25 protein-coding genes are annotated in these 24,928 nt (G+C 54.9%); 12 read left to right on the forward strand and 13 right to left on the reverse strand.

Annotated elements, in window-relative coordinates; all coding sequences use genetic code 11:
* Window positions 1-46 precede the first annotated feature (46 nt).
* Genes ubiD through B3P58_RS16565 form a run of 3 tightly spaced genes read left to right on the forward strand, consistent with a single transcriptional unit; the run spans window position 47 to window position 3,413 of the window.
* On the forward strand, window positions 47-1,510 hold the full coding sequence (ubiD, locus tag B3P58_RS16555; RefSeq protein WP_145467207.1) for a 4-hydroxy-3-polyprenylbenzoate decarboxylase: 1,464 nt from the start codon (window positions 47-49) through the stop codon (window positions 1,508-1,510).
* A complete protein-coding gene (locus B3P58_RS16560) occupies window positions 1,507-2,547 on the forward strand; it encodes a 2Fe-2S iron-sulfur cluster-binding protein (protein ID WP_225691335.1) in 1,041 nt (346 codons plus the stop codon). Before ubiD ends, B3P58_RS16560 begins: the two co-directional genes overlap by 4 nt.
* Window positions 2,548-2,585: 38 nt before the next feature.
* Window positions 2,586-3,413: a mechanosensitive ion channel family protein gene (locus B3P58_RS16565; RefSeq protein WP_145467211.1), complete on the forward strand. Its 828-nt coding sequence runs from the start codon at window positions 2,586-2,588 to the stop codon at window positions 3,411-3,413.
* A gap of 21 nt (window positions 3,414-3,434) precedes the next feature.
* Here the strand turns inward: B3P58_RS16565 and B3P58_RS16570 are convergent, their stop codons facing one another.
* On the reverse strand, window positions 3,435-4,343 hold the full coding sequence (locus tag B3P58_RS16570) for a LysR family transcriptional regulator (protein WP_286719142.1): 909 nt from the start codon (window positions 4,341-4,343) through the stop codon (window positions 3,435-3,437).
* A 107-nt stretch (window positions 4,344-4,450) separates the two neighbouring features.
* Between B3P58_RS16570 and B3P58_RS16575 the strand changes: the two genes are divergently transcribed.
* Together B3P58_RS16575 and B3P58_RS16580 are read left to right on the forward strand one after the other, a co-directional pair.
* Window positions 4,451-5,308, forward strand: a complete 858-nt coding sequence (locus B3P58_RS16575; protein ID WP_286719144.1) for an MBL fold metallo-hydrolase — start codon at window positions 4,451-4,453, stop codon at window positions 5,306-5,308.
* Between the two features lie 134 nt (window positions 5,309-5,442).
* Entirely contained in the window at window positions 5,443-6,717 is a 1,275-nt protein-coding gene (locus B3P58_RS16580; RefSeq protein ID WP_286719145.1) for a substrate-binding protein, read from the forward strand.
* Window positions 6,718-6,764: 47 nt separating this feature from the next.
* On the opposite strand, the gene B3P58_RS16585 is transcribed toward B3P58_RS16580, so the two are convergent.
* The 12 genes from B3P58_RS16585 to B3P58_RS16640 all read right to left on the reverse strand — a co-directional run bounded on the left by B3P58_RS16585 (window position 6,765) and on the right by B3P58_RS16640 (window position 18,854).
* Window positions 6,765-7,955 carry a heme biosynthesis HemY N-terminal domain-containing protein gene (locus tag B3P58_RS16585; RefSeq protein WP_286719146.1) on the reverse strand — a complete coding sequence of 397 codons (1,191 nt, stop codon included), beginning with the start codon at window positions 7,953-7,955 and terminating at the stop codon, window positions 6,765-6,767.
* Entirely contained in the window at window positions 7,952-9,106 is a 1,155-nt protein-coding gene (locus B3P58_RS16590) for a uroporphyrinogen-III C-methyltransferase (protein WP_286719147.1), read from the reverse strand. The genes B3P58_RS16585 and B3P58_RS16590 overlap by 4 nt, the downstream gene beginning before the upstream one ends.
* A gap of 74 nt (window positions 9,107-9,180) precedes the next feature.
* Window positions 9,181-9,954: a uroporphyrinogen-III synthase gene (locus tag B3P58_RS16595; RefSeq protein WP_286719149.1), complete on the reverse strand. Its 774-nt coding sequence runs from the start codon at window positions 9,952-9,954 to the stop codon at window positions 9,181-9,183.
* A gap of 5 nt (window positions 9,955-9,959) precedes the next feature.
* Window positions 9,960-10,901: a hydroxymethylbilane synthase gene (hemC, locus tag B3P58_RS16600; protein WP_286719151.1), complete on the reverse strand. Its 942-nt coding sequence runs from the start codon at window positions 10,899-10,901 to the stop codon at window positions 9,960-9,962.
* Between the two features lie 111 nt (window positions 10,902-11,012).
* Window positions 11,013-12,422: a hypothetical protein gene (locus B3P58_RS16605; protein WP_286719153.1), complete on the reverse strand. Its 1,410-nt coding sequence runs from the start codon at window positions 12,420-12,422 to the stop codon at window positions 11,013-11,015.
* Complete coding sequence (locus tag B3P58_RS16610; protein WP_260997980.1) at window positions 12,376-12,993, reverse strand: HAD-IB family hydrolase; 618 nt, start codon at window positions 12,991-12,993, stop codon at window positions 12,376-12,378. Before B3P58_RS16610 ends, B3P58_RS16605 begins: the two co-directional genes overlap by 47 nt.
* Window positions 12,993-13,748, reverse strand: coding sequence for an SDR family oxidoreductase (locus tag B3P58_RS16615; RefSeq protein WP_260997979.1), 756 nt, complete (start codon window positions 13,746-13,748; stop codon window positions 12,993-12,995). Before B3P58_RS16615 ends, B3P58_RS16610 begins: the two co-directional genes overlap by 1 nt.
* Window positions 13,745-15,046: an FAD-binding oxidoreductase gene (locus B3P58_RS16620; RefSeq protein ID WP_260997978.1), complete on the reverse strand. Its 1,302-nt coding sequence runs from the start codon at window positions 15,044-15,046 to the stop codon at window positions 13,745-13,747. Before B3P58_RS16620 ends, B3P58_RS16615 begins: the two co-directional genes overlap by 4 nt.
* Entirely contained in the window at window positions 15,043-16,032 is a 990-nt protein-coding gene (locus tag B3P58_RS16625) for a lysylphosphatidylglycerol synthase transmembrane domain-containing protein (protein ID WP_260997977.1), read from the reverse strand. Before B3P58_RS16625 ends, B3P58_RS16620 begins: the two co-directional genes overlap by 4 nt.
* Window positions 16,017-16,886 (reverse strand): decaprenyl-phosphate phosphoribosyltransferase, encoded by an 870-nt coding sequence (locus B3P58_RS16630; RefSeq protein ID WP_260997976.1) that lies wholly within the window; start codon window positions 16,884-16,886, stop codon window positions 16,017-16,019. The genes B3P58_RS16625 and B3P58_RS16630 overlap by 16 nt, the downstream gene beginning before the upstream one ends.
* A gap of 112 nt (window positions 16,887-16,998) precedes the next feature.
* Window positions 16,999-17,754 carry a LytR/AlgR family response regulator transcription factor gene (locus B3P58_RS16635; protein WP_145467225.1) on the reverse strand — a complete coding sequence of 252 codons (756 nt, stop codon included), beginning with the start codon at window positions 17,752-17,754 and terminating at the stop codon, window positions 16,999-17,001.
* On the reverse strand, window positions 17,751-18,854 hold the full coding sequence (locus tag B3P58_RS16640) for a sensor histidine kinase (RefSeq protein ID WP_145467227.1): 1,104 nt from the start codon (window positions 18,852-18,854) through the stop codon (window positions 17,751-17,753). Before B3P58_RS16640 ends, B3P58_RS16635 begins: the two co-directional genes overlap by 4 nt.
* A gap of 158 nt (window positions 18,855-19,012) precedes the next feature.
* On the opposite strand from B3P58_RS16640, the gene argH reads away from it, so the two are divergent.
* Genes argH through B3P58_RS16675 form a run of 7 tightly spaced genes read left to right on the forward strand, consistent with a single transcriptional unit; the run spans window position 19,013 to window position 24,670 of the window.
* Window positions 19,013-20,410, forward strand: a complete 1,398-nt coding sequence (gene argH / locus B3P58_RS16645) for an argininosuccinate lyase (RefSeq protein WP_145467229.1) — start codon at window positions 19,013-19,015, stop codon at window positions 20,408-20,410.
* A gap of 21 nt (window positions 20,411-20,431) precedes the next feature.
* Complete coding sequence (locus B3P58_RS16650; RefSeq protein ID WP_286719162.1) at window positions 20,432-20,761, forward strand: hypothetical protein; 330 nt, start codon at window positions 20,432-20,434, stop codon at window positions 20,759-20,761.
* Window positions 20,761-21,516 (forward strand): glycosyltransferase family 2 protein, encoded by a 756-nt coding sequence (locus tag B3P58_RS16655; RefSeq protein ID WP_145467233.1) that lies wholly within the window; start codon window positions 20,761-20,763, stop codon window positions 21,514-21,516. The genes B3P58_RS16650 and B3P58_RS16655 overlap by 1 nt, the downstream gene beginning before the upstream one ends.
* A 15-nt stretch (window positions 21,517-21,531) precedes the next feature.
* Window positions 21,532-22,170 (forward strand): hypothetical protein, encoded by a 639-nt coding sequence (locus B3P58_RS16660; protein WP_286719164.1) that lies wholly within the window; start codon window positions 21,532-21,534, stop codon window positions 22,168-22,170.
* A complete protein-coding gene (locus B3P58_RS16665; protein ID WP_145467237.1) occupies window positions 22,163-22,798 on the forward strand; it encodes an HAD family hydrolase in 636 nt (211 codons plus the stop codon). The genes B3P58_RS16660 and B3P58_RS16665 overlap by 8 nt, the downstream gene beginning before the upstream one ends.
* A complete protein-coding gene (locus tag B3P58_RS16670) occupies window positions 22,795-23,874 on the forward strand; it encodes a nuclear transport factor 2 family protein (RefSeq protein ID WP_286719166.1) in 1,080 nt (359 codons plus the stop codon). The genes B3P58_RS16665 and B3P58_RS16670 overlap by 4 nt, the downstream gene beginning before the upstream one ends.
* Window positions 23,867-24,670 (forward strand): hypothetical protein, encoded by an 804-nt coding sequence (locus tag B3P58_RS16675; RefSeq protein WP_286719168.1) that lies wholly within the window; start codon window positions 23,867-23,869, stop codon window positions 24,668-24,670. Before B3P58_RS16670 ends, B3P58_RS16675 begins: the two co-directional genes overlap by 8 nt.
* Window positions 24,671-24,928 lie beyond the last annotated feature (258 nt).

Consider the following 24,928-nt stretch of genomic DNA (forward strand, 5'->3'; position numbering starts at 1 on the left):
ATCTCTGGTATGATGCCCGGCAGTTGAAAAGCCTGTGGAAGTGCCTGTGAAATACACCGACCTGCGCGACTTTATTAAATCACTGGAAAAACGTGGCGAACTGAAACGCATCCGTTATCCGGTTGATCCGCATCTGGAAATGACCGAAATCGCCGACCGTGTGCTGCGTGCCGGCGGTCCGGCGCTGCTGTTTGAAAATCCCAAAGGTTATGACATGCCGGTTCTGGCCAATCTGTTCGGCACGCCGAAACGGGTGGCGCTGGGCATGGGTGAAGAGTCGGTGGAAGCGCTGCGCGATATCGGTCAGCTGCTGGCGTTCTTAAAAGAACCTGAGCCACCCAAGGGCATGAAAGACGCCTGGGAAAAACTGCCGATCTTCAAAAAAGTGCTGTCGATGGGGCCGAAAGAAGTGCGTAAGGCGCCCTGTCAGGATGTGGTGCTCGAAGGCGACGACGTCGATCTGAGCAAAATTCCGGTACAGCATTGCTGGCCCGGCGACGCCGGTCCGTTAATTACCTGGCCGCTGGTGATTACCAAAGGGCCGCATAAAGAGCGCCACAATTTAGGTATTTATCGTCAGCAGGTGATCGCGAAAAACAAGGTGATTATGCGCTGGCTCAGCCATCGTGGCGGCGCGCTGGATTTTCTTGAGTGGCAGAAGGCCCATCCGGGCGAACCCTTCCCGGTGACTGTCGCGCTGGGTGCCGACCCGGCCACCATTCTCGGTGCCGTCACGCCGGTGCCGGATACCCTGAGCGAATACGCTTTTGCCGGCCTGCTGCGCGACAGCAAAACCGAGCTGGTAAAAAGCATCGGCAACGATCTGCTGGTACCGGCCTCGGCCGAAATCGTACTCGAAGGGGTGATTCATCCGGGCGAGATGGCACCTGAGGGGCCATTCGGTGACCACACCGGCTATTACAACGAGGTCGATGAGTTCCCGGTATTTACCGTCGAGCGCATTACCCACCGCAAAGACCCGATTTACCACAGCACCTACACCGGCCGGCCGCCGGATGAGCCGGCCATTCTCGGCGTGGCGCTGAACGAGGTTTTTGTGCCGATTCTGCAGAAGCAGTTTCCGGAAATTGTCGACTTCTATCTGCCGCCGGAAGGCTGCTCCTACCGCATGGCGGTGGTGAGCATGAAGAAACAATACCCGGGTCATGCCAAGCGCGTGATGATGGGCGTATGGTCGTTCCTGCGCCAGTTTATGTACACCAAGTTTGTGATCGTGGTGGACGACGACGTAAACACCCGCAACTGGGAAGACGTGATCTGGGCCATCACCACCCGTATGGACCCGGCACGTGACACCACGCTGATTGAAAACACGCCGATTGATTACCTCGACTTTGCCTCGCCGGTATCGGGCCTGGGCTCGAAGATGGGTCTGGATGCCACCAACAAATGGCCGGGTGAAACCAGCCGTGAATGGGGCACGCCGATCGTGATGGATCAGGACGTGAAAAATAAGGTCGACGAAATCTGGGATCAGCTGGGGTTATGACGCTCCATACCGTCACCTTCCGGCCATCCGGGGCGCGTATCCGCTGTGCCCCGGATCAGACCATCGCCGAGGCCGCGCTGCAGCAGGGCGTGATCGTGCCGGTCAGCTGCGAAAACGCGATCTGCCAGATCTGTCAGGGGGAAAGGCTTGCCGGAGCGTTCAGCTTTCGCAACTCTCTGGGTCAGACCATACTTGAGCAAGACAATCAGGTATTATGCTGCGTCGCCCAACCCCAGACCGATGTTGAGATATATATGGCCGATGTTTACGCCCCCAACCACAAGCCACAGGTCAGCCTGGCCTGTCAGATTCCTGCCGTGGAACTGCTGGGCGATGATATCTGGCGCATAGAATTACTCACCCCGGCCGGCAAGAGCGCCGATTTCTGGCCCGGCCAGTACCTGCTGCTGCACGTGCGCGACGAACAGGGTAACGAAGAGCAGGTGCCGTTCTCCATCGCCTGCGCACCGGGCAGCATGAACAACACCGACCCGCGTAAGATCGAACTGCATATTGCCAACAGCAGCGACAACGCCCTGCGCATTATTAACTTCCTGCGCGACGCCGTCGTAGCGCGCGTCACTCTGCCGGCGGGCGATTGCTTTATCAGCAAACTCTTTATTCAGCAGCACAAAGATCAGCCACTGGTCATGGTGGCGGCCGGCAGTGGTTTCTCACAGATTAAAGCCCTGATCGAAGGCGCGCTGGCGCTGAATCCACAGCAGGAAATTCACCTGTATTGGTCCAATCGTGGAGCTGAAGGCTTCTATCTGGCCAACCTGCCCCTGCAGTGGGCACAACAGCATGCGAACTTTCATTACCACCCGATTATCGAACAGCAGAGCGAAGGCTGGCATGGCCGCGCCGGCTGGATTTATCAGGTGATTCACGAAGACTTTGCCGATCTGAGCCAGGTACAGATGTTCGCCTGCGGCTCACCTAATATGGTGTACGGCACCCTCGATCAGCTGGCACCGCTGGGCCTGACCCGTGCCAATATGCACTCCGATGTCTTTGCCTATGCACCACGCGACTAACGATCAACTATCCCCTTACCTGCCAATCAGGAGCTTATATGAACTGGACCTTCACCATTAATCCGCAGCAGTTATGGGAAACCTATATTCTGCCCTGGGGTACACAGATAGTACTGGCGCTGCTGATTTTTATTATCGGCCGCATGCTGGCGGGCTTTGTTACCCGTACCACCACCAAAGCGCTTGAGCGCGCCCGCCTCGATCCGATTCTGATCAGCTTTCTGGCCACGGTGATGAACAGCACACTGGTGCTGCTGGTTATTGTTTTTGCGCTGTCACAACTCGGGCTCGATACCACCTCACTGGTTGCCCTGCTCGGTGCCGCCGGTCTGGCCGTTGGCCTGGCGCTGAAGGATTCTTTGTCACACTTTGCTGCCGGCGTAATGCTGATTGTGTTCCGGCCGTTCAAGCTGGGTGATTATGTTGAAGTGGGCGGCGTGGCCGGCTCGGTGGATAAGATCACTATTTTCAGCACCCGTCTGAAAACCCCGGACAACAAAGTCGTCACCGTGCCAAATGGCAATGTGTTCGGTAACACCATGATCAACTACTCCGAAGAAGCGACGCGCCGGATCGATATGGTGATCGGCATCAGCTATGGCTCCGATCTGTTAAAAGCGAAGAGCATTCTGGAAGAACTGGTCAAAGACCATGACAAAGTGCTGAAAGATCCGGCCTATAAAATTGCCGTCTCCGAGCTGGCCGATTCCTCGGTGAACTTTATCGTGCGCCCCTGGGTAAAAGCCGAAGACTACTGGGATGTACGCTTCCAGCTGACCGAAAGCATCAAGCTGCGCTTTGATGCCGAAGGCATTGAGATTCCGTTCCCGCAGATGGATGTACACTGGCATAAAGACGTTGCCTGATTCCTGCCTCGTCAGGCGCAGTTAACCGGCTTTCTGGTCAGACCAGCGCTCATCATTCAGCCTGGTCACCAGAAAATCGAGAAAACTGCGCAGCAGCGGCGACATCTGCTTACGGGTGGCATACACAGCGTAAATGCCGAGCTGTACCGGCTCGTAATCGCTGAGCAATGCCACCAGCTCACCACGCTCAAGATAATCAGCCACAGACCACACTGGCTGCAGGCTGATACCACCGCCAAGCAGGGTGTTGTGCAGCAGAAGATTCGACTGGTTGGCACTCAGATTACCACTCACCGCCACTGACTCTGGCCCCTCCGCTCCCCGGAACTGCCACAGGCTTTTGCCAAAATAGGTATAGGTCAGACAGTTATGGCGGGACAGATCCGCGACCTGTTGCGGAGTCCCCTGTTGTTGCAGATAAGCCGGACTGGCGCACACCACAGAACGGCAGACACCCAGCCTGCGTGCCACCAGATTCGGGTCCAGATCATTGGTAATGCGCAACGCCAGATCAATCCCTTCTTCCACCAGATTCACGGTGCGGTCCAGCTGCAGAATCTCTATCGCGGTTCCCGGCCAGCGAGCCAGATACTCATGCACCGCATCCATCAACACCGCATGCGCCAGTGAATAGCTGCAGGTGATCCGCAATTGTCCGCGTGGCGCCTCGCCCTCATGGTTAGCGAGCTGCGCCATCTCTTCACCCAAAGCCAGCATGCCACGCGCACGCTGCAGGGCTTCTTCCCCCGTTGCCGTCAGGCTCTGGCGTCGGGTTGTGCGGTGCAGCAGCCGCGCTCCCATCCATTCTTCCAGCTCGGCCAGATAGCGCGACACCATGGCCCGGGACATATCCAGCCATTCAGCAGCCGCACTCAGGCTGCCCCGCTCAACCACCGCAACAAAGACCTGCAACGCTGTCAGTCGATCCATAGATATGTCCGGATTATGCAATAGTGAAGTCACCATTATGCTGTATTTGATACTGATTTGATTCAATAGACTGGCTCCATTCACTCTTTCCAGTCAGAGAAACAACCATGAACAAACTCTTAGCTTTTATGACACTGGCAACCGCCCTGCTGAGCAACATAACAAACGCGGGGGCACTCAGCGTTCAGGTTTACAATCCCGGCGAGCAGGCCGTATTCCCGGTCACCTCGACCCTGATAAGCGGTGAAAAAGAAGCCATCCTGATCGATGCTCAGTTTGATGTGCACAATGGCCAGAAGCTGGCCGGACTGATCAAAGCCAGTGGCAAAGTTCTGACGACCATTTTTATCAGCGGCGGTGATCCTGATTTCTATTTTGGTCTTGAGCCTGTTCTGGCGGCCTACCCTCAGGCCAGAGTGATGGCCAGCCAGCACGTGGTGGATCATATTGTTAAAACCAAAGATGCCAAGCTCGCCTACTGGGGCCCAATACTCGCCGATGCAGCGCCGCAGACGCTGACGGTGCCAAAGGTAATGACCAGTAACCAGCTGACACTGGAAGGCGAAAGCATAGAGATAAAAGCAATGAACACCCCCAGCGCTTTTATCTGGATTCCATCGTTGAAAACCGCACTGGGCGGCGTGGCTATTCACAGTGGTCTGCACGTATGGATGGCCGACAGCCAGACGCCGGCTGCCCGTGCGCAATGGCTTTCAACCCTGAACGGATTGCTGGCCCTGCAGCCTGAACGGGTGGTACCCGGACATTTTCACGGCGCGGAACCAGAGGGAGCCTCCGCCGTTCAGTTTACCCGTGACTATATCCTGCGTTTTGAGGCAGAGCTGGCCACAGCACACACCTCAGCAGACCTGATCAAAGCAATGACGCAAGCCTACCCTCAGCTTCCGGCAGACGACGGCCTGACGATCAGCGCTAAAGTCGCGACCGGCGAAATGAGCTGGTAGCCTTATACATGAACGGCCGCAGGCACAGATTGCGGCCGTTCATGTCGCAGACGTTCGTCTATCCGACCAATGGTTAAAAGTCATTTATGCCATGCGGGAGGATGATAGCGGGCTGACTTTCAGGAGAGAGCCCTATGCCCGCTGCATTCTTCCGCACCACCATCTGCCTGCTGCTGGCACTGCCATTTGCCATGCCACAGGCCATTCAGGCCGCACCCGCCGGTGACAGCGTAAAACTCGGTCTCAACTATCCCTCCAGCGGGCGCTATAAAGAACAGGGCCTGGCTCAGGCGCGCGGCGCTTTACTGGCCATCGAAGAACTCAATGCCGGCAGCGGTATCCTTGGCCGCCCGGTTGAACTGCTGACCGCCAACTCCGCCTCTAAACCCGATAAAGCCGTCGAAAACGTCGATGCTCTCGCCGCGCAGAATGTATCCATGCTGTTTGGCGGTTCATCCAGTGCGGTGGCCATTGCTGCCGGTAAACAGGCTGCCAAACACGATCTGCTCTATTTCGGCACCCTGACCTACGCCAACGAAACCACCGGTGCCGAAGGGCATAAACACATGTTCCGCGAAACCTATAATGCGCACATGGCGGCCAAGGCACTGGCGTCTTATCTGAATGACAGCCTGCAGGGCAAAAAGCTGTTTTATCTGACCGCCGATTACAGCTGGGGCTGGTCGACCGAAGAGTCACTGCGCACCTTCACCAAAACCACCGATACCAGTGCTCACCCTGGCGTGCGTGTAACTTATCCGCGTCCACGTGACGGTGATATGCGCACCGCACTGGAAGCCGCGCGCGACTCCGGTGCCGATGTACTGATGCTGGTGCAGTTTGGTGATGATATGGCGCTGGCGCTGCATGCTGCTCAGCAGATGGGCCTGAAAGACAAGATGACCATCATCGTACCCAACCTGACCCTGGGCATGGCCAAGTCGGCCGGTTCCGGCATTATGGAAGGCGTTATCGGGGCTGTGCCCTGGTGCTGGCAGGTGCCTTACCGCTACGACTATCCGCAAGGCAAAGCCTTTGTTGAAGTCTTCGTGACTAAATACGGCGCTTATCCGTCAAGCTCTGCGGCATCGGCCTACAACATCGTCTATCAGTTTAAGGCTGCCGCGGAACGTGCCGGCTCACTGAACACCGGCAAGCTGATCAAAGCGCTGGAAGGCCACCGCTACAGCAGCCTCAAGGATGAACAGGAATGGCGCGCCTTTGACCATCAGAACGTACAAAGCGTGTATGTGGTACGCAGCCGTCCGCGTAACGAGATTCTGCAGAGCAATCTGCACGAGGATTTCTTTGAAATTCTGGCCCGCCTGCCGGGCAACGAGGCCGCGCAAAGCCTGAGTGAATGGCAGGCGGAACGCCGCGCCGCGGGTAAACAACTGGCGCTGGAATAACGCCAGAACAATAACGGCCGGTCAGTGACCGGCCGCATCGTCCTCAGTTAACGCAGCGCCAGCTGAAAGTGCTCACAGGCGCGGGACTCATTCCCTTCGGCCAGCAACACCTTACCCATTTCCGCATGCAACTCCGGCAGGCCTTTGATACGCAGACCGGTCTGCAGGTATTCCTGTGCCTTGTCGAGGTCATTAAGGCGCAATGCCAGACGACCCAGAATCAGCAGCAGTTGTGGATCGTTCGGCCGCTCCTGCAACTGCTGCTCAGCAAACAACAGCTGGCGGCTGGCGTCTTCGCCTTTCAGCGTGCCGTACAGGCTGATCAGCTCATCGTGCCAGACGTATTTCAGTGCATTGCGCAGCTCATGCTCGGCCAGCGTTTCTTCGTTCTGCTCGATCAGCAGCTCAATATAGCGACGGGTGATCGGCAGCGAATAACGCAGCTGGCGCGGGATATCGTGATACAGGCGCTTCAGCTCCGCCACGCCCTGCCCCGGACGCTGGCTATGGCCGCGCACCGCCCGTTCCAGCAATTGCAGATGAACGTTCTCTTCCAGCTCTTTGATCTTGTCGGCCGGAATTTTGGTGGCTTTGCGCAGCAGCGGCAGCAGCTCATGCAGCGCCACCCAGTCCTGCAGGTCGAGATAGGTTTTTACCAGCAGTTTCAGCAGATAAGCATGTTTCGGATGTTTCTGACGCAGGCGTAACAGCACCGCCAGCGCCTGTTCTTTCTGGCCGCGCGAATTCAGCAGCTCAGCCTGGGTCAGGCCAACGGCCAGCTCGGCGCCTTTGGTGCTCTGACTGGCGGCTTTCAGCCATTCATCGGCGGCTTCCATTTTGCCCTGCTCGTAAGCCGCGCGGGCAGCGGCCAGATAGTTGATTAACGGCGTATCTGAATCGTCGGCGCTCAGGGTCAGCAAGCGTTCTGCACGGCGCCACTGACCCTGCGCCAGACTCAGCAGGCCGCGAGTGGTCTGCCGGCGGGCACGCTGGTTACGGCGCTGGCGGCGCCATTCGTTAAAACGCCAGTCGCTGCCCAGCAACAACAGGCTGAAGCGCAGCAGGGCGTACATCGCGATCATGGCCAGCAGCGTCAGGCCAATATAAACCCAGATATTGGTTTCCACCGTGTAATTATTCCAGCTGAGCAAGACATAGCCGGTGTCCATTCTTACCAGGGTGCCGATCATCAGGCCCAGCCCCAGTGTAATAATCAGCAACAGCAGCCATACCCTCATGCCGCATCCTCCGCGTCCGCAGCTGCAGGCATTACCGTACCACGGCGCTGCTGTTCAACCAGGCTCTGCAGTTGCTGCAGCGAGCGGCTGATATCCGGCAACGCCGGGGCAACGTTCCACTGCTGCAACTCCTTCAGCGCAGCATGAGCGGCACGGGTACGTTCATCATCGATAATCAGGTAATCCTGCAGCCAACCGGCAACACGCTTAAGGCTGTGCTGGTACAGGTCAGCCTGCTGACGCAGCAGTGCTACCTGCGCCTGCTCCAGCATCAGGTGCATATTCTGCTGCAGGTAATACTGCTGATCCGGCGTCAGTGGCGCCGCTACCGGTGCACTGCGTTCACGGATACGGATAACGCCCTGCAGCGTGCTGGTGATTCCATGCCACCATTTGTCTGTGGTGGTATCTGTAGCATTGCCGGATTCATCGGCTGCAGAGGCCGTTTCTGCAACCGGCTGATCGGCGATCAGGCGGTCGGGGATCCACGGCAACTGAGTAATCTGTTCCTGCAGCGCCTGTACCCGCAATACGGCGCCGGTCAGGTCGATGGCCGGTGCCGTACGCAGCGCCAGCATTTCTTTTGCCAGCGTGGCGCGTACCGGGTTAAGACGTGGATTACGGGTTTCGGTCAGGACGTTGTCGGCCGCCTGCAACATACTCAGCGCACCATCCCAGTCGCGCTCCAGCTGTAAGCGCTGATTCGCCATACGCAGCAGGTATTCGGCTTCCGCCAGCAGCCAGTCCTGGCGCTCAGCGCCCGGCAGCTTGCCCAGACGGTCGGTATTGTGTGCGACCTGTTCCTGCAGCTGTGCCGACTGTTCATTCAGGGCTTTGGCCTGCGCCAGCAGCTCGGCTTCTTTGGCGCTCAGGGCAGCCGCGTTGTTCTGCGCCTGATCCACCCGGTCACGCAGTACCGCCAGCTCTGCGGCGGTATTCTGCTGCTGCGCCCAGCTCAGCCAGCCGGCATAGGCCGCAAGGGCAAACAGACCCAGCATCAGTACCAGATTGATCCATGACAGAGGGTGCGGACCATTGCGCTGCGCGCTGCTGGCAGGAGCCTTTTCCTTAGCGGCTTTGGCCTTTACCGGCTTGGCAACCGGGGCGTCTGCGGCAGACTGATTATCCGTTCCCTTCTGTTCTGTGGTCACTGTCGGAATCCTTTGCTGTATCAATGGTTAATGTTTTTATTGTCTGCCGGACGGTTGCCCTGACGCCCTTTTAATTACTGCGCTGACACTTGCCACTGCTGCAGGCAAGCCAGCATATCTTCATCACGGGCACTGGCAGCCACCAGCACTTCGCGGTAACCGCGGCTGCGGGCCAGATCGGCAAGACGTTCACCGGGCAACATAATGGCACTGACGCGCTGAGCCAGATCGGGCACCTGTTGCTCAACAATATCCAGCGCCTGATTGCTGCTCAGCAGCAGCACCGGCTCACCGGCCAGCGTATCGGCCCATTGCTGTGCGCTCCAGGCGATTTCACGGCGCTCATACAGCTCCGCGTAATCGACTTCGGCACCACGGGCAGTCAGCTCTGACGCCAGTTTTTCGCGCCCGCCGACACCACGCCAGAGCAACACTTTACGGCCAGCAATCACATCGCTCTGCATCACCGGCAGCTCCAGCAGGCCTTCGCTGTCGTAGGTTGTCACGGGTGAATGCACACTGAAACCTTCCCGCTGCAGTACTTCGGCGGTACTTGGCCCAACCGCACACCAATGTATACCCAGTGGCGGCTGCGGCCAATAACGGTCGAGCCAATCCAGACCAATAGCAGCGGCATTCATACTGATGGCGATCACCGCGCTGTAGTGGTCAATATCCAGAATACGCTGGCGCAAACCACTGGCCACCGCCTGTTCGTCGTCGGCCAGCGGCACTATGTTAATCAGCGGATGGTGGCGTACCGGAAAACCGCGGGCACTCAGCTCAGCGATCAGCCCACCCGCCTGACCGTCCGGGCGGGTAACAACGATGGGGACAGCAGCGGCCACGGTCATTACTTCACGTCATGGCCGTAAACGGCGGACAGGATAGCACCGGCGCCCTGAGCTAACAGGTCTTCAGCCGCCGCAATTCCCATGGCTTCGGCATCTGCGGCCAGTCCGCTCTGCGCCGTACGCAGCATGGTTTTGCCATCCACGCTGCCGACCAGTCCGCGCAGGCTGAGCGCATTTCCATCCAGCTCGGCGTAAGCGGCAATCGGCACCTGACAGCCACCCTGCAGGCGACGGTTAAGGGCACGCTCGGCCAGCACACAGGCGGCGGTTTTATCATCGTGCAGAGGTTTTAACAGCTCATGGATGGCGCTGTCATTGGCCCGCCATTCGATGCCCAGGGCACCCTGGCCACCGGCTGGCAGCGATTGTTCGGCAGGAATAAAAGAGGCAATGCGGTCGTGCATTTCCATACGCAGCAGACCAGCGGCGGCGAGGATGATGGCATCAAACTCACCGGCATCGAGCTTGCTCAGACGGGTCTGCACGTTACCGCGCAGACTTTTGATAATAAGGTCCGGACGCTGCTGCTGAATCTGACACTGACGGCGCAGGCTGGACGTACCGACCACCGCGCCCTGCGGCAGCTCATCAATGCTTTTATAGGTGCTGGAGACAAAGGCATCGTGCGGGTTTTCGCGCTCGCAGATAATGCCCAGCTCAAGACCTTCGGGAAATTCCATCGGCACGTCTTTCATCGAGTGCACGGCGATATCGGCACGGCCGTCGAGCATCGCGACTTCGAGTTCTTTCACGAACAGGCCCTTGCCGCCGATTTTGGCCAGCGGCACATCGAGGATTTTGTCGCCCTGGGTGGTAAAGGTCACCAGCTCGACCACCAGCCCCGGATGCAGCGCTTCCAGACGGGCCTTGATATGTTCGGCCTGCCACATGGCAAGCGGGCTTTTACGGGTAGCAATGCGGAGCGTGGTTACGGCAGACATGACATTCCTTAACGCGGGTCAGACCGGGCCTGACAATGAATTCAGAAAGTAATGCCGCATCATACCAGCGGGTGGCAGTCTGCCCAATGACACAAAGCAGCCCCTTGTTATCTATCTACCTGATGTCAGGGTTTCTGCTGCAATCTGTTCCTTATAGTGCTCAGCAAACCGCAGACCATCAGGGAAAATCTGCACGGTTTTACCATCATCAGATACAACGGGACGCTCGACCGTATTCAACCACTGTAATCCTCCGGAACCGGAGACCTTTTCAAAATGCTCCGATTTATAGAACTGCGGAAACATGTACTTCAGCGGCTGAACGTCACATAAGCGATATACGAACAGGCTTTTGCCATCGTAGTGAAAAGTGTCCAGCTCACAGGCAGCTGAAAGTCTGGACGAATCAGACTGGTGCTTCTGATAATACATATTGCCAAGCGATAAGGCATACAACATAACCCCGATGCAGACGCTGTATCCGATGACACGCGTCTTGGTTACAGACAAGTCATGTATAAAACTGAAAGTCAGCAGACATAGCGGAATAAAGATCGGTATGAAGTAATGGTAATACCCCCGCCCGGTTATCTGCGACTGCACAAAAGACAACACTGCCCATATCAACAAGCCGGCGGTAAAACGAACATCAATATCCGGCCTACCTTCTTTCATGCGCACCCCACAGAGCAGGATAAGCACGACTAACAGCGTCCAGAATTTAGACGGTACTTTCAGCAGATTCCGCTCCCCCCCCGAGTGCTGCAGGTTACGCAGAATCGTCTCGTACAGGACATCAACACCATAACCATTGAAGTACATGTACAGCAATGCATGTACAAGCAGAAAAACGGAAGCAGACACAACGGCAAACAGCAGCACCGGCTGCCAGCGTTTCTGCATCAACCAGACGGTGACTGCAACACCGAGAATGTCCAGTGCAGCTGTATATTTGACTCCCACAACCAGCGCAGCAGCCAGAGAAGCAGCCAGCCATTGGCCACGTAACAGGAAAACAAATGCAAACAGGATGAAGGGGATATAAATGAGTTCTGAATTCGTTCCGGTCAGTCCCTTGGCAGAAAAAAGAGCAAGCATAACCGGTACAAACAGGATACTCAGACGTTCGCGAAAATGATTCCAAGTGTACATCAGGGCATAAAGCAGCAGCAGCGCCTGCAGAATACGCAGCAAAGCAAATGAGCTGCCAAAGCCGGAAAACAGAGAATAATAAACGTATAGCAGCGGAGGCTTATGATCGAAAATATCCCGGTACGGAACCAGACCATCAGACCAGCCTTTGGCAATCTGGAAATACAGCTCCTCATCCCAATCAATCTGATAATCGGCGACAAAAATCCGCAATGCGACAATGATAAAAGACGCCAGCATTGCCCAATAAAAAAGCGTCTTGTCATGCTGGTGCGGCAGCAATTTTGCCAATGCTTTCATCTTCCTTTTTTCTCCGCGAATTCTACTTAATGCGAATAAACGCCTTGCCACGCCATAACCAACCTTCATCAGCGAAGTTCAGTAAAGGCAAATCACCACTGGTATCACCGTATGCATAAATACGCTCCGGCGTACGTCCATTCAGCCAGTTTTTAACCTGGACTACTTTTTCCGGCCCATAACAGTTATTTCCATCCAGTCGGCCTGATACGCACCCCTCAGCATCTACTGCCAGTTTCGAGCAAAGAAGCCCCATTCCCTGAGAATCAGTCCACGCGCGCAGGTAAATATCCAGCGATGCACTGACCAATACGCATTCATGTCCCTGCCCCTGATGCCATGCAAGCTTTTCCATTCCTTCCGGACGCAGCAGTGCCGGAATACCTGTCCTGGCAAAGGAACAACCCTCGGCATATAAAGCATCCTGACGATGCTCAGCAAGATAGCGTCTAAGAACCTTCTGCTTCGCCACATCATTCGGAATAAGTTTCGCCACATAACCCAGTAATACCGGACTGAGCAGCAACAAATCAGAGAAAAACCGCCAGTTACCCACGTACTGACGCAGGAAAGGCAGCATTGTGTCACGACGGGTCAGGGTCCCGTCAAAGTCAAAAAACGCAACTGGCGTGTTATTCATTACAGGGAAAGCCGTTTAAAAATACGTTCGGGAATGCTACGAATGATGAGCATAATGCCAGCCCAGAACCAGGGCAGATAAACTTCATCCTTGCCCTTCTGCATACTTTTAATAATCCCTCTGGCGATGGTTTCCGGCTTAGCCCAGAGCGGGCCGCCTTTATCAAAGCCGGCCGTCATCGGGGTATCAACAAAACCTGGTTTGATGGTCACCACACTGACACCGCTTTTAGACAGGCGATTACGCAAACCCTGCATAAACAGAGTCACCATGCCTTTCGCCGCACCATAAACATAATTACTCTGTCGTCCCCGGTCACCGGCAACCGAGCTGATTACCGCCAGAACACCCTGCTGCTGCTTTTCGAAACGATTTGCCAAAATGGTAAGCAGGCTGATAACACTCAGAGCGTTTAACTCAATTTCCTGCAGCGTAAGAGCGACTGATTGCTCGCACGCCGCCTGATCCGGCAAGCTGCCATGAGCAATAAGTACAGCATCCAGCCCTCCTAACTCCCGCTCAGCTTCAGCGATTAGGTTTTCATGTCCACTGCTGTCTGTCAGATCAGAGCTGATACCTGCAACCTTCTGATCACCGCCACAGCGAACCTGAAGATCGGCCAGTATCGCCTGCAGTTTCTGTTCGTTACGGCCAATGCAATAGAGAGAAGCTCCCTGAGCAGTTAATTGCCGTGCTGTCTGTTCGGCAATTGCCGAAGTTGCCCCAAGAATCAGGACGCGTTTTAGTCGGTTCATAACGTAACCCGTTGCCAGAAATGAGATGAAAAAGCCGGATCGATATATTCTGAAAACCGCTCCCATTGCGGAAATCCCGAGCGGAACAATGACGCAGGCATACGCGCATCCTTTGCCGGATACAAAGCACCACCAGCAGAGGTCACAATGGCATCCAGTTCGGTAAACAGACGCAATGTCCGCTCACCTTTATCGGGGAAGTCCAGTGCCAGTGTTGCTCCCGGACGCGGAAAGGACAGCATGCCTGCTGCCGGCCGGTCGCCAAAGGTTTTCAGCACCGCCAGAAATGATCCTTGCCCGCTGCGTGCAATTGCATTCAGTAACTCCGCGATTGCAGTCGCAGAAGCCTCTGGCGGAATAACGCACTGATACTGATAAAAACCACGCCGGCCATATATCCGGTTCCAGTCACCAATTGCATCAAGCGGATAAAAATAAGGCACATAATGCATCAGCCCGCCCTGAGGCTTGGTTGGCTGGCGGTAATACAAAGCATTAAAAGCGGTAAGACTCAGGCGGTTAACGAGAGAAAGTGGTGGATCGAAAGGCACTCTTTTGGTTTTCTCACGAAAGACAGGGAGATCCGTACGCATTCCGGCGTGATCGGCGGTTAAAAGAATCCCACGTCCCTGACTATTACCCTTCGACAGGCAATCAATCCAGGCGACCGCATAAGGACTATTAGCTTCGGCAGCCGCATTAAGCTCCCAGAACTCGTCCAGATTACGGAAGCGGACCGATTCCGCCCACATCCATTCATTACGGATAGGCATCAGCTGTAATTCAACCCAGCTGATCAGACCGGTAAGGCCCAGACCTCCGATCGTAGCAGCAAAGAAGGCTTCGTTTTGATCAGGGCGGCACTCCAGTCTGCTGCCATCCGAGCGAACAAGCTCAAAAGCCCTGACATGGTGGCCGAAGCTACCTTCTACATGGTGGTTTTTGCCATGTACATCGTTAGCCAGTGCACCACCGACTGTTGCGTAACGGGTACCGGGGGTGCTGGGTAAAAACCATCCCTGCGGGGCGGTAAGCGCCAGAACCTCGGCCAGAGTCACCCCGGCTTCGCAACATAAGACACCATTTTGCCTGTCAAACCGGATAAAACGATCCAGCCCCCTGCACATCAGCTGCGAGCCCTCCGTCAGGCAAACATCGCCATAACTGCGACCATTACCGTAGGCAAGTGCAGCACCAGACTGATCACTCAGAACCGCCGCAAGCTCAGATCGAGAAGACAACCAGAGTCGCTGTTGTGGCTGGATACTGGGGATACGGTTCCATGATTGCCCGGTCATAACACTTCCCCGTTATTCTCATCCGGGAGAGCTTCGCCATGACGACTGCGGATCAGGGCAACAAGACCGATAAATACGGCAAACCATAATGTTGCCAGACGAATAAACACCGTCGCAGCAATCGCTACCGGCATCGTCATACCCTTAAGTACCAGTAAGGAAATCATCACGGCTTCCGCGCTCCCCAAACCGCCAGGCAGAAAACTGATGGCACCGGCAAGAACCGACAATGCATAAATAAAGACGGCAAACGACAGCGATATATCACTGCCTAACCATTGCAATACCCAGTAAAAGGCCAGAGCTTCGCCTCCCCAGGCTACAACACTCAACAGGGTTGCAATACATAACAGCCATGGCGAATGACAGTTGTGCGCATCTTTAAGTAAAGCGACACCGGCCCTGAATGCACCCTCAAAGCGTCCGCTATAGGTTTCGCTGCGCTTCAGCAACAGAGAATGAAAACGACGGCTGGACAGGGCCACAAGCATGGCGAGAATTGCGACAATGCCAATCAGCACAAGATTCTGAGCCTGGGGGTACTGACTCAGTCCCAGCAAAGTCAGCAGCACAATGGCAATAAGATCAGACAACCGCTCACTGACAAAAGCTGCCAGCGTTGCAGGCAGCGGCACTCCGCGCTGCTTGAGCAAAACGCCACGAAAAGCTTCTCCGGCCTTGCCAGGAGTGGTGGTTAAAGCAAAGCCACTGAGATAAATACGCAGACTGGGGCGCCAGGCAACCTTATGCCCCATGGATTCAAGATACATTTGCCAGCGGATAAAACGCAGGCCGTAATTCAACAGGGACAGTGCCAGCGCGATCAGGGTTCCGGGAAGGCCGATTTTCCAGAAAGCCTCCACAACATCCTGCCATCCCGAATACAGTGAGATAACAAGATAGCCACCAACAGCCACAACCACTGAGATAATTAATGCGCGGAAACGCCATCCGGCAAAGTAACCCGCGGTCACGACAACACCCACAAAGTAACGCCAATCCAGGAAAACACGGTCAGGAGCAAATGTCCGTCCGTCAGCAGATCTTTTGCCGTGTCCGTTCCTTTGGCCTGATGATGCAGCAGGAACAGATAACGGAAAATGCCATAAATAACAAAAGGCAGAGTCCAGATCAGACTGTCACTGCCATGCAGTGCCGTTGTCTGCGGAGACACCGTATAAAGTCCGTAGGACAGTACCGTGCAGGCAGCCGTCACCGCGATAAACTGCTCCAGCATCGCCGGACTGTAGTCATCCAGCACCCGGCGGGTCTGATTACCATCGGCGCCACTGTTCTCCAGCATCAGTAACTCTGCGCGGCGCTTGGCAAAACCGAGAAACAGCGTGACCATCAAGCCGCAGAGCAATAGCCAGGCTGAAGGAGTAATCCCAAGACCCAGAGTACCGGCCAGAATCCGCAACATAAAACCCGCAGAAATAATGAAAACATCGAGAATAACAACGTGCTTCAGGCGCCATGAATAGAGCACATTAAGCAGCAGATAAATCGCGGTGAAACACTGTGCTTCCAAACTGACGAAGGCAGCCGTTACCAGAGAACTGGCAACCAGTAATACAAACAGGCCCTTAGCCATTGCAGGCGACACTTTTCCGCTTGGTAATGGCCGGCTGCGTTTAACCGGGTGCGCACGGTCAGCCTCGATATCCATCAGATCATTGAGCACGTACACGGCACTGGCCATAAAACAGAAGGCGACAAACGCCAATAATGCGCTGCTGAGTGTCGGAATATCCCACTGGTGGGCGAATAAAGGTCCAACCAGAACAAAGCCATTTTTTATATATTGATGAGGCCGCAAAAGTTTAATGATTGCTTGCATCGGTATTCCATAAATAGATGGGGGTCAGCTATCCGGTGAGAAGATTAACTAACTGCTCAGCAAAAGTTGGCGCAGCTTAACACAGCGGGATCAGCGGCTAAAACTTAAGCCTCTACAGCTCCTTCATCACCCGCCGCACATCCGGCAGATGCCGGCGACTGACCGGAACGCCGTCAGCCAGGCCGCGTAAATACACCTTGTGACCACCGCTGTTCAGGGCTTCAAGGCGTTCGATGCGGTTAAGCGCAACCAGTGCGCTGCGGTGTACGCGCACAAACAGACCGGGGAATTCGTCTTCGAGCTGACGCAGGGAATCGTCGATCAGGGTTTCGCCGCCTTCGTGATGGACGTTGACGTATTTCTGATCGGCGTAGAAATAAAACACCTCTTCCAGCGGAATCAGCTGCAGGCCATTGTGCGTACGCGCACTCAGATGGGTGCGGCTGCCGGCGGGACGGGCGGCGGTCGCGGTGGCTTCGTTATCCGCCTGCGCGCCACTCTGTGCCAGCCATTCACTGGCGCGCTGCAGCGCGCGGCATAAGTCTTCTTTGCGCACCGGCTTCAGCAGATAGTCGATGGCTTTCACGGCAAAGGCCTGCAGCGCGTGTTCGTCATAAGCGGTGCAGAACACCACCAGCGGTGGTTGCGGCAATTCCTGTATCGCGGCGGCGGTATCCAGGCCGTTGCGGCCGGGCATCTGAATATCGAGCAGCACCAGATCGGCCCGATGCATACGCAGCCAGGCAAGCGTTTCATCGCCGTTCCCGGCTTCTCCGGCACAGACAAAATCGTGGTGTTCCAGCAACAAGCGCTTCATGCGCTCCCGCGCCAGAGGCTCATCATCCACCAGCAGAACACGATAGGTCATACACTTCCCTTAACGGTTGTTACACCATCCGCCGCAGCCTGCGGCAAACGCAGACGGGCAATATATTCCCCGCCCAGATCGTCAACTTCCAGCCGCGCCTGTTCATCCAGTGCGGCCAGCCGGGCGCGGATATTATTATGCGCCAGACGGTTACCCGCTTCACCACTGCCCTCAGGTTTGCTGTTGCGGATAGTCAGCCACCAGGCGCCGTTATCTTCCGCCTGGCCTTCCTGTGCCAGCTCAACCTCAATCCAGCCACCGCTGATACTCGGCTGAATGCCATGGTAAACCGCGTTTTCCAGCAATGGCTGCAGCAGTAACTGCGGTACTTTCAGCGCCGCCGGTAACGGCTGCGGCAACTTCCAGTTCACCTGCAGGCGCTCATTGCCCAGCCGCACCTGCTCAATACCCAGATAACGGCGACCCAGTTCGATTTCCTGTGCCAGCGGGATCTGTGCATCATCGTTATTCAGCACCGCGCGGAACAGCTGCGCCAGATCAAGCAGCAGGTGTTCGGCTTTATCCGGATCGACACTGATCAGCGAGGTTACGGTATTCAGGGTGTTAAAAAAGAAGTGCGGGCGGATATTGGCCTGCAGTGCCGCCAGCCGCGATTTCAGCTCGGCCTGGGTTTTCAGCCGCCACTGGCTCTGCACATAGAAATAACGCATCGCCATGGCGCCGAAGACGCCGGCAATCAGCAGGTTACGCAGTACCCAGGGCCAGTCGGTGTAAGTACGGTCGAGGGGCCATAACCACTCGCCGATCAGACTAACCCCCAGCGTTACCAGCTCGATCACCAGCAGTGCCACCAGCGAGGCCGACATCGCCGTTAACCGCGCCAGCAAAACCCGCAGCTGACACAGTATCGCCACCGACAGCAGACAAACCCACTGCACAAAGAACGACACCACGGTAAAACGCTGCCAGGAAAATTGCGGCAAACCGCTCTCGACCAGCGTCAGCGCCAGCACCAACGCTTCGCTCAGCGCCAGCAGAATAATCACCGCACGGGTGTTGCACAGGTCAGGCAGGAAAAAGGCTTCCAGCAGCGCCTGCTGTCCACGGGCAGAAGAGGATGTTGAATGGCTGGCTGACAAAGTGATGATTCCTGAACTGGCGCGGAGCCTAAGTCTGTCGCCAGTACTGCAACAGGGCAAGCCTGCAAACGCTGAATGGCGGCAAAACAGGGACAGAGCGCTGCCGCAATGGTTATAATCCGCGCCATTTCCGATTCATGCACCAGTTTGAGGTACTCATGTCTGATCAATCATCCACCAATGCATCCTGGGGCGGGCGCTTCTCCGAACCGACCGACGCTTTTGTTGCGCGCTACACCGCATCGGTGGACTTTGACCGCCGCATGTACCGTCAGGACATTCAGGGCTCCGTCGCCCACGCCAAAATGCTGTGCAAAGTCGGCGTACTGACCGCACAGGAACGCGATGACATCATCCGCGGTCTGGAAGAAGTGCGTATCGAAATCGAGCGCGGTGACTTCGAATGGTCGGTGGCACTGGAAGACGTGCACATGAACATCGAAGCGGCACTGACCAAAAAGATCGGCATCACCGGTAAGAAGCTGCACACCGGCCGTTCCCGTAACGATCAGGTAGCCACCGATATCCGCCTCTACCTGCGTGACGAAATCGACGTCATCAGCGCCGAATTGACCCGCCTGCAGCAGGGCTTGGTGGAGCTGGCAGAAAAAGAAGCCGACACCATTATGCCGGGCTTCACCCATCTGCAGACTGCGCAGCCGGTGACTTTTGGTCATCACCTGCTGGCCTGGAACGCCATGCTCGAGCGCGATTACGCCCGTCTGCAGGACTGCCGTGCGCGTATGAACCAGCTGCCGCTGGGTGCTGCAGCACTGGCCGGCACCACCTACCCGATCGACCGTCATTACACCGCTGAGCTGCTGGGCTTTGACGCGCCGACCGAAAACAGCCTGGATTCTGTATCCGATCGCGACTTCGCTATCGAATTCTGCTCCGCCGCATCGCTGATCATGATGCACATGTCGCGCTTCTCCGAAGAGCTGGTGCTGTGGGCCTCTGCCCAGTTCCGCTTTATCGATCTGCCGGACCGTTTCTGCACCGGCTCCAGCATCATGCCGCAGAAGAAAAACCCCGACGTGCCGGAACTGGTACGCGGTAAAACCGGCCGCGTATACGGCCATCTGGTTGGTCTGCTGACGCTGATGAAATCGCAGCCGCTGGCCTACAACAAAGACAATCAGGAAGACAAAGAACCGCTGTTCGACACCGTCGACACCCTGCGCGACAGCCTGCGTGCCTTCGCCGATATGGCGCCCAACCTGATTGCCCGCAAAGACGATATGCGCGAAGCCGCAATGCGTGGTTTCTCCACCGCCACCGACCTCGCCGATTATGTTGTGCGCAAAGGTATCCCGTTCCGTGACGCCCACGAAATCGTCGGTAAAGCGGTTGGCTACGGCGTGAAAACCGGCAAAGACCTGAGCGAAATGACACTGGAAGAACTGCAGCAGTTTTCCACTGAAATCACCGCTGACGTCTTTGATGTACTGACACTGGAAGGCTCGGTCGCGGCGCGTAACCATATTGGTGGCACCGCACCGGATCAGGTACGTGCCGCCGCGGCACGGGCGAAAACAGCGCTGGCGCAGCGCTAATCCGCAACAACGGGGAGTTTTATGGACAGCTTTAAACTGGAAGATATGGTACGCGGCTGGTTTGTCGGCGGCTTCGAACCAACACTCTACAAAACCACGGATGTTGAAGTCGCCGTACAGCATTTTAAGGCTGGTGATAAAGAAGCCAGCCATTGCCACAAAATCGCCACCGAAATCACGGTTATCGTCTCCGGACGGGCACGGATGAAAGGTCAGGAATACGGAGCGGGTTCAATCATCCGTATTGTGCCCGGTGAGTACACCGATTTTGAAGCTCTGGAAGACACCATCACCACGGTAGTCAAACTGCCGGGGGCACTGAACGATAAATATCTGGAAGAGAATGCCTGATGCTGAATATTGTTATCCCAATGGCAGGGCGTGGCAGTCGTTTCGCCAAAGAAGGTTATACCGATCCTAAACCCCTGATTCCGCTGTCGGGTAAACGCATGATTGAAGTTGTGATCAACAACCTCAAACCCTCCTGCGACCACCGTTTTATTTTTATCTGCCAGAACCAGCATCTGGCCGACTACGATCTGCAGAACAAACTGTGCAGCTGGGCTCCGGGGGCTGTTGTTATTGGTATTGATGGCATCACCGAAGGTGCCGCCTGTACGGTTCTTGAAGCACGGGATTACATCAACAACGACGACCCGCTGATGATTGCCAATTCTGACCAGTGGGTTGATGTGGATATTAACGATTATCTGAATTACATGGATGATCAGGCGCTTGATGGCCTGATAATGACGATGAAAGCCGACGACCCGAAATGGTCTTACGCCCGCGTAGAAGACAACGGCCGGGTTTCTGAAGTGGTCGAAAAAATTGTCGTCTCCGATGAAGCAACCGTTGGCATTTATAACTACCGCCATGGCAAAGACTTCGTCGCCAAGGCCGACAAAATGATTGCCAATAATGAGCGCTCTAATGGCGAGTTTTATGTCGCTCCGGTTTACACCTATATGTACCGCGAAGAAAACGCCAATATTGGTGTGTACAACATTGGCCGCGAAGCTGATGGCATGTACGGCTTAGGTATTCCGAGTGATCTGGATCTGTTCAAATCACTGCCGGTCTACCAGCAGGCAATTAACTTCTGATCATAAGAGAATCGCATGCAGATTATTTCTCACCGGGGCTACTGGCTCGACGCCACAGAAAAAAATACCGTCGCAGCGTTCCACCGTTCTTTTTCCATGGGATACGGTACGGAAACAGATATCCGTGACTGCGCCGGGAAACTGATGATCAGCCACGATATGCCGAACGGTACAGAACTGACGTTCGACGAGCTGCTGGAAATATATCTGCGTTACGATCAGCGCCCGTGCCTGGCCTTAAACGTTAAGGCCGATGGTCTGCAGACTGCCGTGGCCGAGAGTCTGCAGCAGCATGGTATCGAAAACTATTTTATGTTCGACATGTCATTACCTGACACGCTGGGATATCTGCGCAACGGCCTGACCACATTTCTGCGTGCCAGTGAATACGAAACACCGGGCGTTCTGCTGGAGCAGGCCCAGGGAGTATGGCTCGATGGTTTTCAGCGACTGAACATTGATGCCGGTCAGTTACAGCAGTGGCTGTCTGCCGGTAAAAAGGTCTGCATCGTTTCTCCGGAATTACACCGCCGCGATGTTAACGACGAATGGTCAGAACTGCGTAACCTCCCCGGCGAGCTGCTGGAGAGCGATCATTTAATTCTGTGTACGGATATTCCGGAACAGGCAGAGAGGTACTTCCGTTTTGACTAAGGTTATTAAGGCCGTCATCTTCGATATGGACGGCGTACTGATTGATGCCAAAGACTGGCATTACGAAGCACTGAATAAAGCACTGCGTCTGTTCGGTTATGAAATTACCCGTCCCGAACATGAGATCACCTACGATGGCCTACCCACGCGCGACAAGCTGAATATTTTGTCACGGGAGAAAGGTCTGCCACGGTCATTACATGATTTTATTAATGAGCTGAAACAGCAGTACACCATGGAAATGGTCAACAACCTGTGCCGGCCGATGTTTCACCATGAATATGCGCTGTCATCCCTGAGCAAACAAGGTTACAAGTTAGCCGTTGCCTCTAACTCCATCCGCAACTCCGTTGCCGTTATGATGGATCAGGCGCATCTGAAACCTTACCTTGAATTTTTCATTTCCAATGAAGATGTCTCCAAAGGCAAGCCGGACCCGGAAATGTACAACCTGGCTATCTCCCGGCTGGGATTAAATCCGCAGCAGTGTCTGATTGTGGAAGATAACGAAAACGGTCTGAAAGCCGCCTATGCAAGCCAGGCTCACGTAATGAAGGTGGATTCTGTTTTTGATGTCACCTACGACAACATCAGAAACCGGATCTCTGAAATCGAGGGCGCAGCATGAATATTATTATTCCAATGAGCGGCGCAGGTCTTTACGAAGCCTCTGCCGGCGGGATTTACCCGAAAATTCTGACCGAAGTGGCAGGCAAGACGCTGCTCGAACATGCTCTGACTCCTTTTGCCGGCCTTGGCAGCGATGCCCGTTTTATTTTCATGGTGCCGAAAATTGAACGGAAAGCACTGTCGCTCGATGCCATCATCAAAATTGTTGTACCCGGCGAATACGACATCATCGACATCAATGGAGATACCGGTGGCGCACTCTGTACCTGCCTGCTTGCTCTGGATACGATGAATGCCGATGACGAGCTGATCATTTCCTCGGCCGACCATCACCTGAGCGAAGATATCAGTGCCGCTCTGGCTTTCTACCGCGAAAGCAAAGCTGACGCTGGCGTGCTGACCTTTGAATCCGTTCACCCTAAATGGTCTTACGCGCTTCTCAACGAACGCGCGGAAGTACGGCAGACCTCAGAGAAATTGCCGATCAGCCGCCATGCCATGGCCGGCTTTTTCTACTTCCGCCAAGCGCGGGATTTTATCGAAGCGGCCAAAAGCGTTATCCGCAAACAGAATCAGATCAATGGTCAGTATTTTGTATCCTCGACCATCAACGAAATGATTCTGGCTGGCCAGACTGTTCTGGCAAAACCCCTGGCAGGCGGCGTTTACTATAATTTTTACGACTCCCATTCGATTAAAGTATTCGAACACGACATCACATTGTCGCGTCATGTTATCGAAGAGAAATCCCGCGCTTATGTCCATGCATTCCATGCGATGGATCTTGACTCCGTTATGAACTTCTTCGATGACGATGCCACTCTCATTGACCCAGGCGTCAATCTCAGTGGAAAAGCGGCCATCCGCGATTTTCTGACCGGGCTTTTTGCTTCAGTGAAGAAGATCAATTTCATTGAGAAAAACATTCTGGTCGATGGCGAAAAATCCGTGATCGAGTTTGAACTGCAGATCGACGATCAGCGCTATATCGGCACCGATGTTATTCAATGGCAAGCCGGTAAAATAAGCGCTCTGCGTGCTTACTTATATCAACAGGAAGACAAGAATGTCTGATAAACCTAAAGTTGCTTTCTGCCTGCATGGACTGGCCGCAGGTAAGAACTTTAAACACGGTGGACTGGAAGTCACCTTTGAAGCCGAGAGTGATCTGTACAAGCAACACATACTCGGCATCAATAATTGTGACGTCTTTATGCATAGCTGGAGTGTGGATGTTGCCGATCAGCTGAAAGAAATCTATCAGCCGCGCAAAGCGCTCTTCCAGAACAGTGAAGTCTTTTTTACGCCAACGCTTGGCGAGCGTTTTAAAGACTTTAAGAAGAAGTTACGCGGAAAGACCCGCGAGCTCTACCGCGTAAATAACATCTACAGCCGCAGGGCAACCTTTAAACGGGCTGTCGATCTGGTTGGCCAGTACGAAGAAGAAAACGGTGTCCGCTACGACTTTATCATGGTCAGTCGCTTTGACATGTCACTGTTTGCCGATATCGATTTTTCCCGGCTGGACCCGGAGAAGTTCTACGCAGGCCGCTGGGTTGGTTTCCGCGATACCTTAGGCAAGGTGATTCCCGAAGAAAAAACGTTCAGCCATCCGGATAAATTTTTCCGCTATGAACGTGGTTTTCCGACAACCAACGAAGGACTTTCGGATTTCTGGTTTATTGCCAGCGCCGACAATATGAAACGCTTTGCTCGGATTTTTGATGAACTGGAGCAGCTGATTCCAAAAACTGCGACCAGCAATCATAAAATTGCTCTGGAAAAAGTCCGTCAGCTGGGACTGATTCCAAAACTGGAATTTATGCTGGAGTTCTCCAAGGATTATCAGCTGACCCGCTGGCTTAACTGAGCCGAAGCCGCAAAGCGGTAACAAACGCCAGACAAAAAAAGAGCCTCAACCGAGGCTCTTTTTTATTGCGCAACAATCGCTACTATCAGCAAATTGTAGCCATCAGCAAATCGTATCCATCAGCGGATTTTATCCACCAGCGCTACCGCCAGTTCATCACCAATCAGCTTGGCAACTTCACGCGCGGCTTTCTGCCGGGCCACGTCTTCCAGCCCGGACACGCCTTTGGCCTGTTTGCTGAACGAGCTCAGCACACGA

This window comes from Thalassolituus sp. UBA2009 (assembly GCF_002335285.1).
In the GTDB taxonomy this organism is placed as follows: domain Bacteria; phylum Pseudomonadota; class Gammaproteobacteria; order Pseudomonadales; family Oceanobacteraceae; genus Venatoribacter; species Venatoribacter alkanivorans.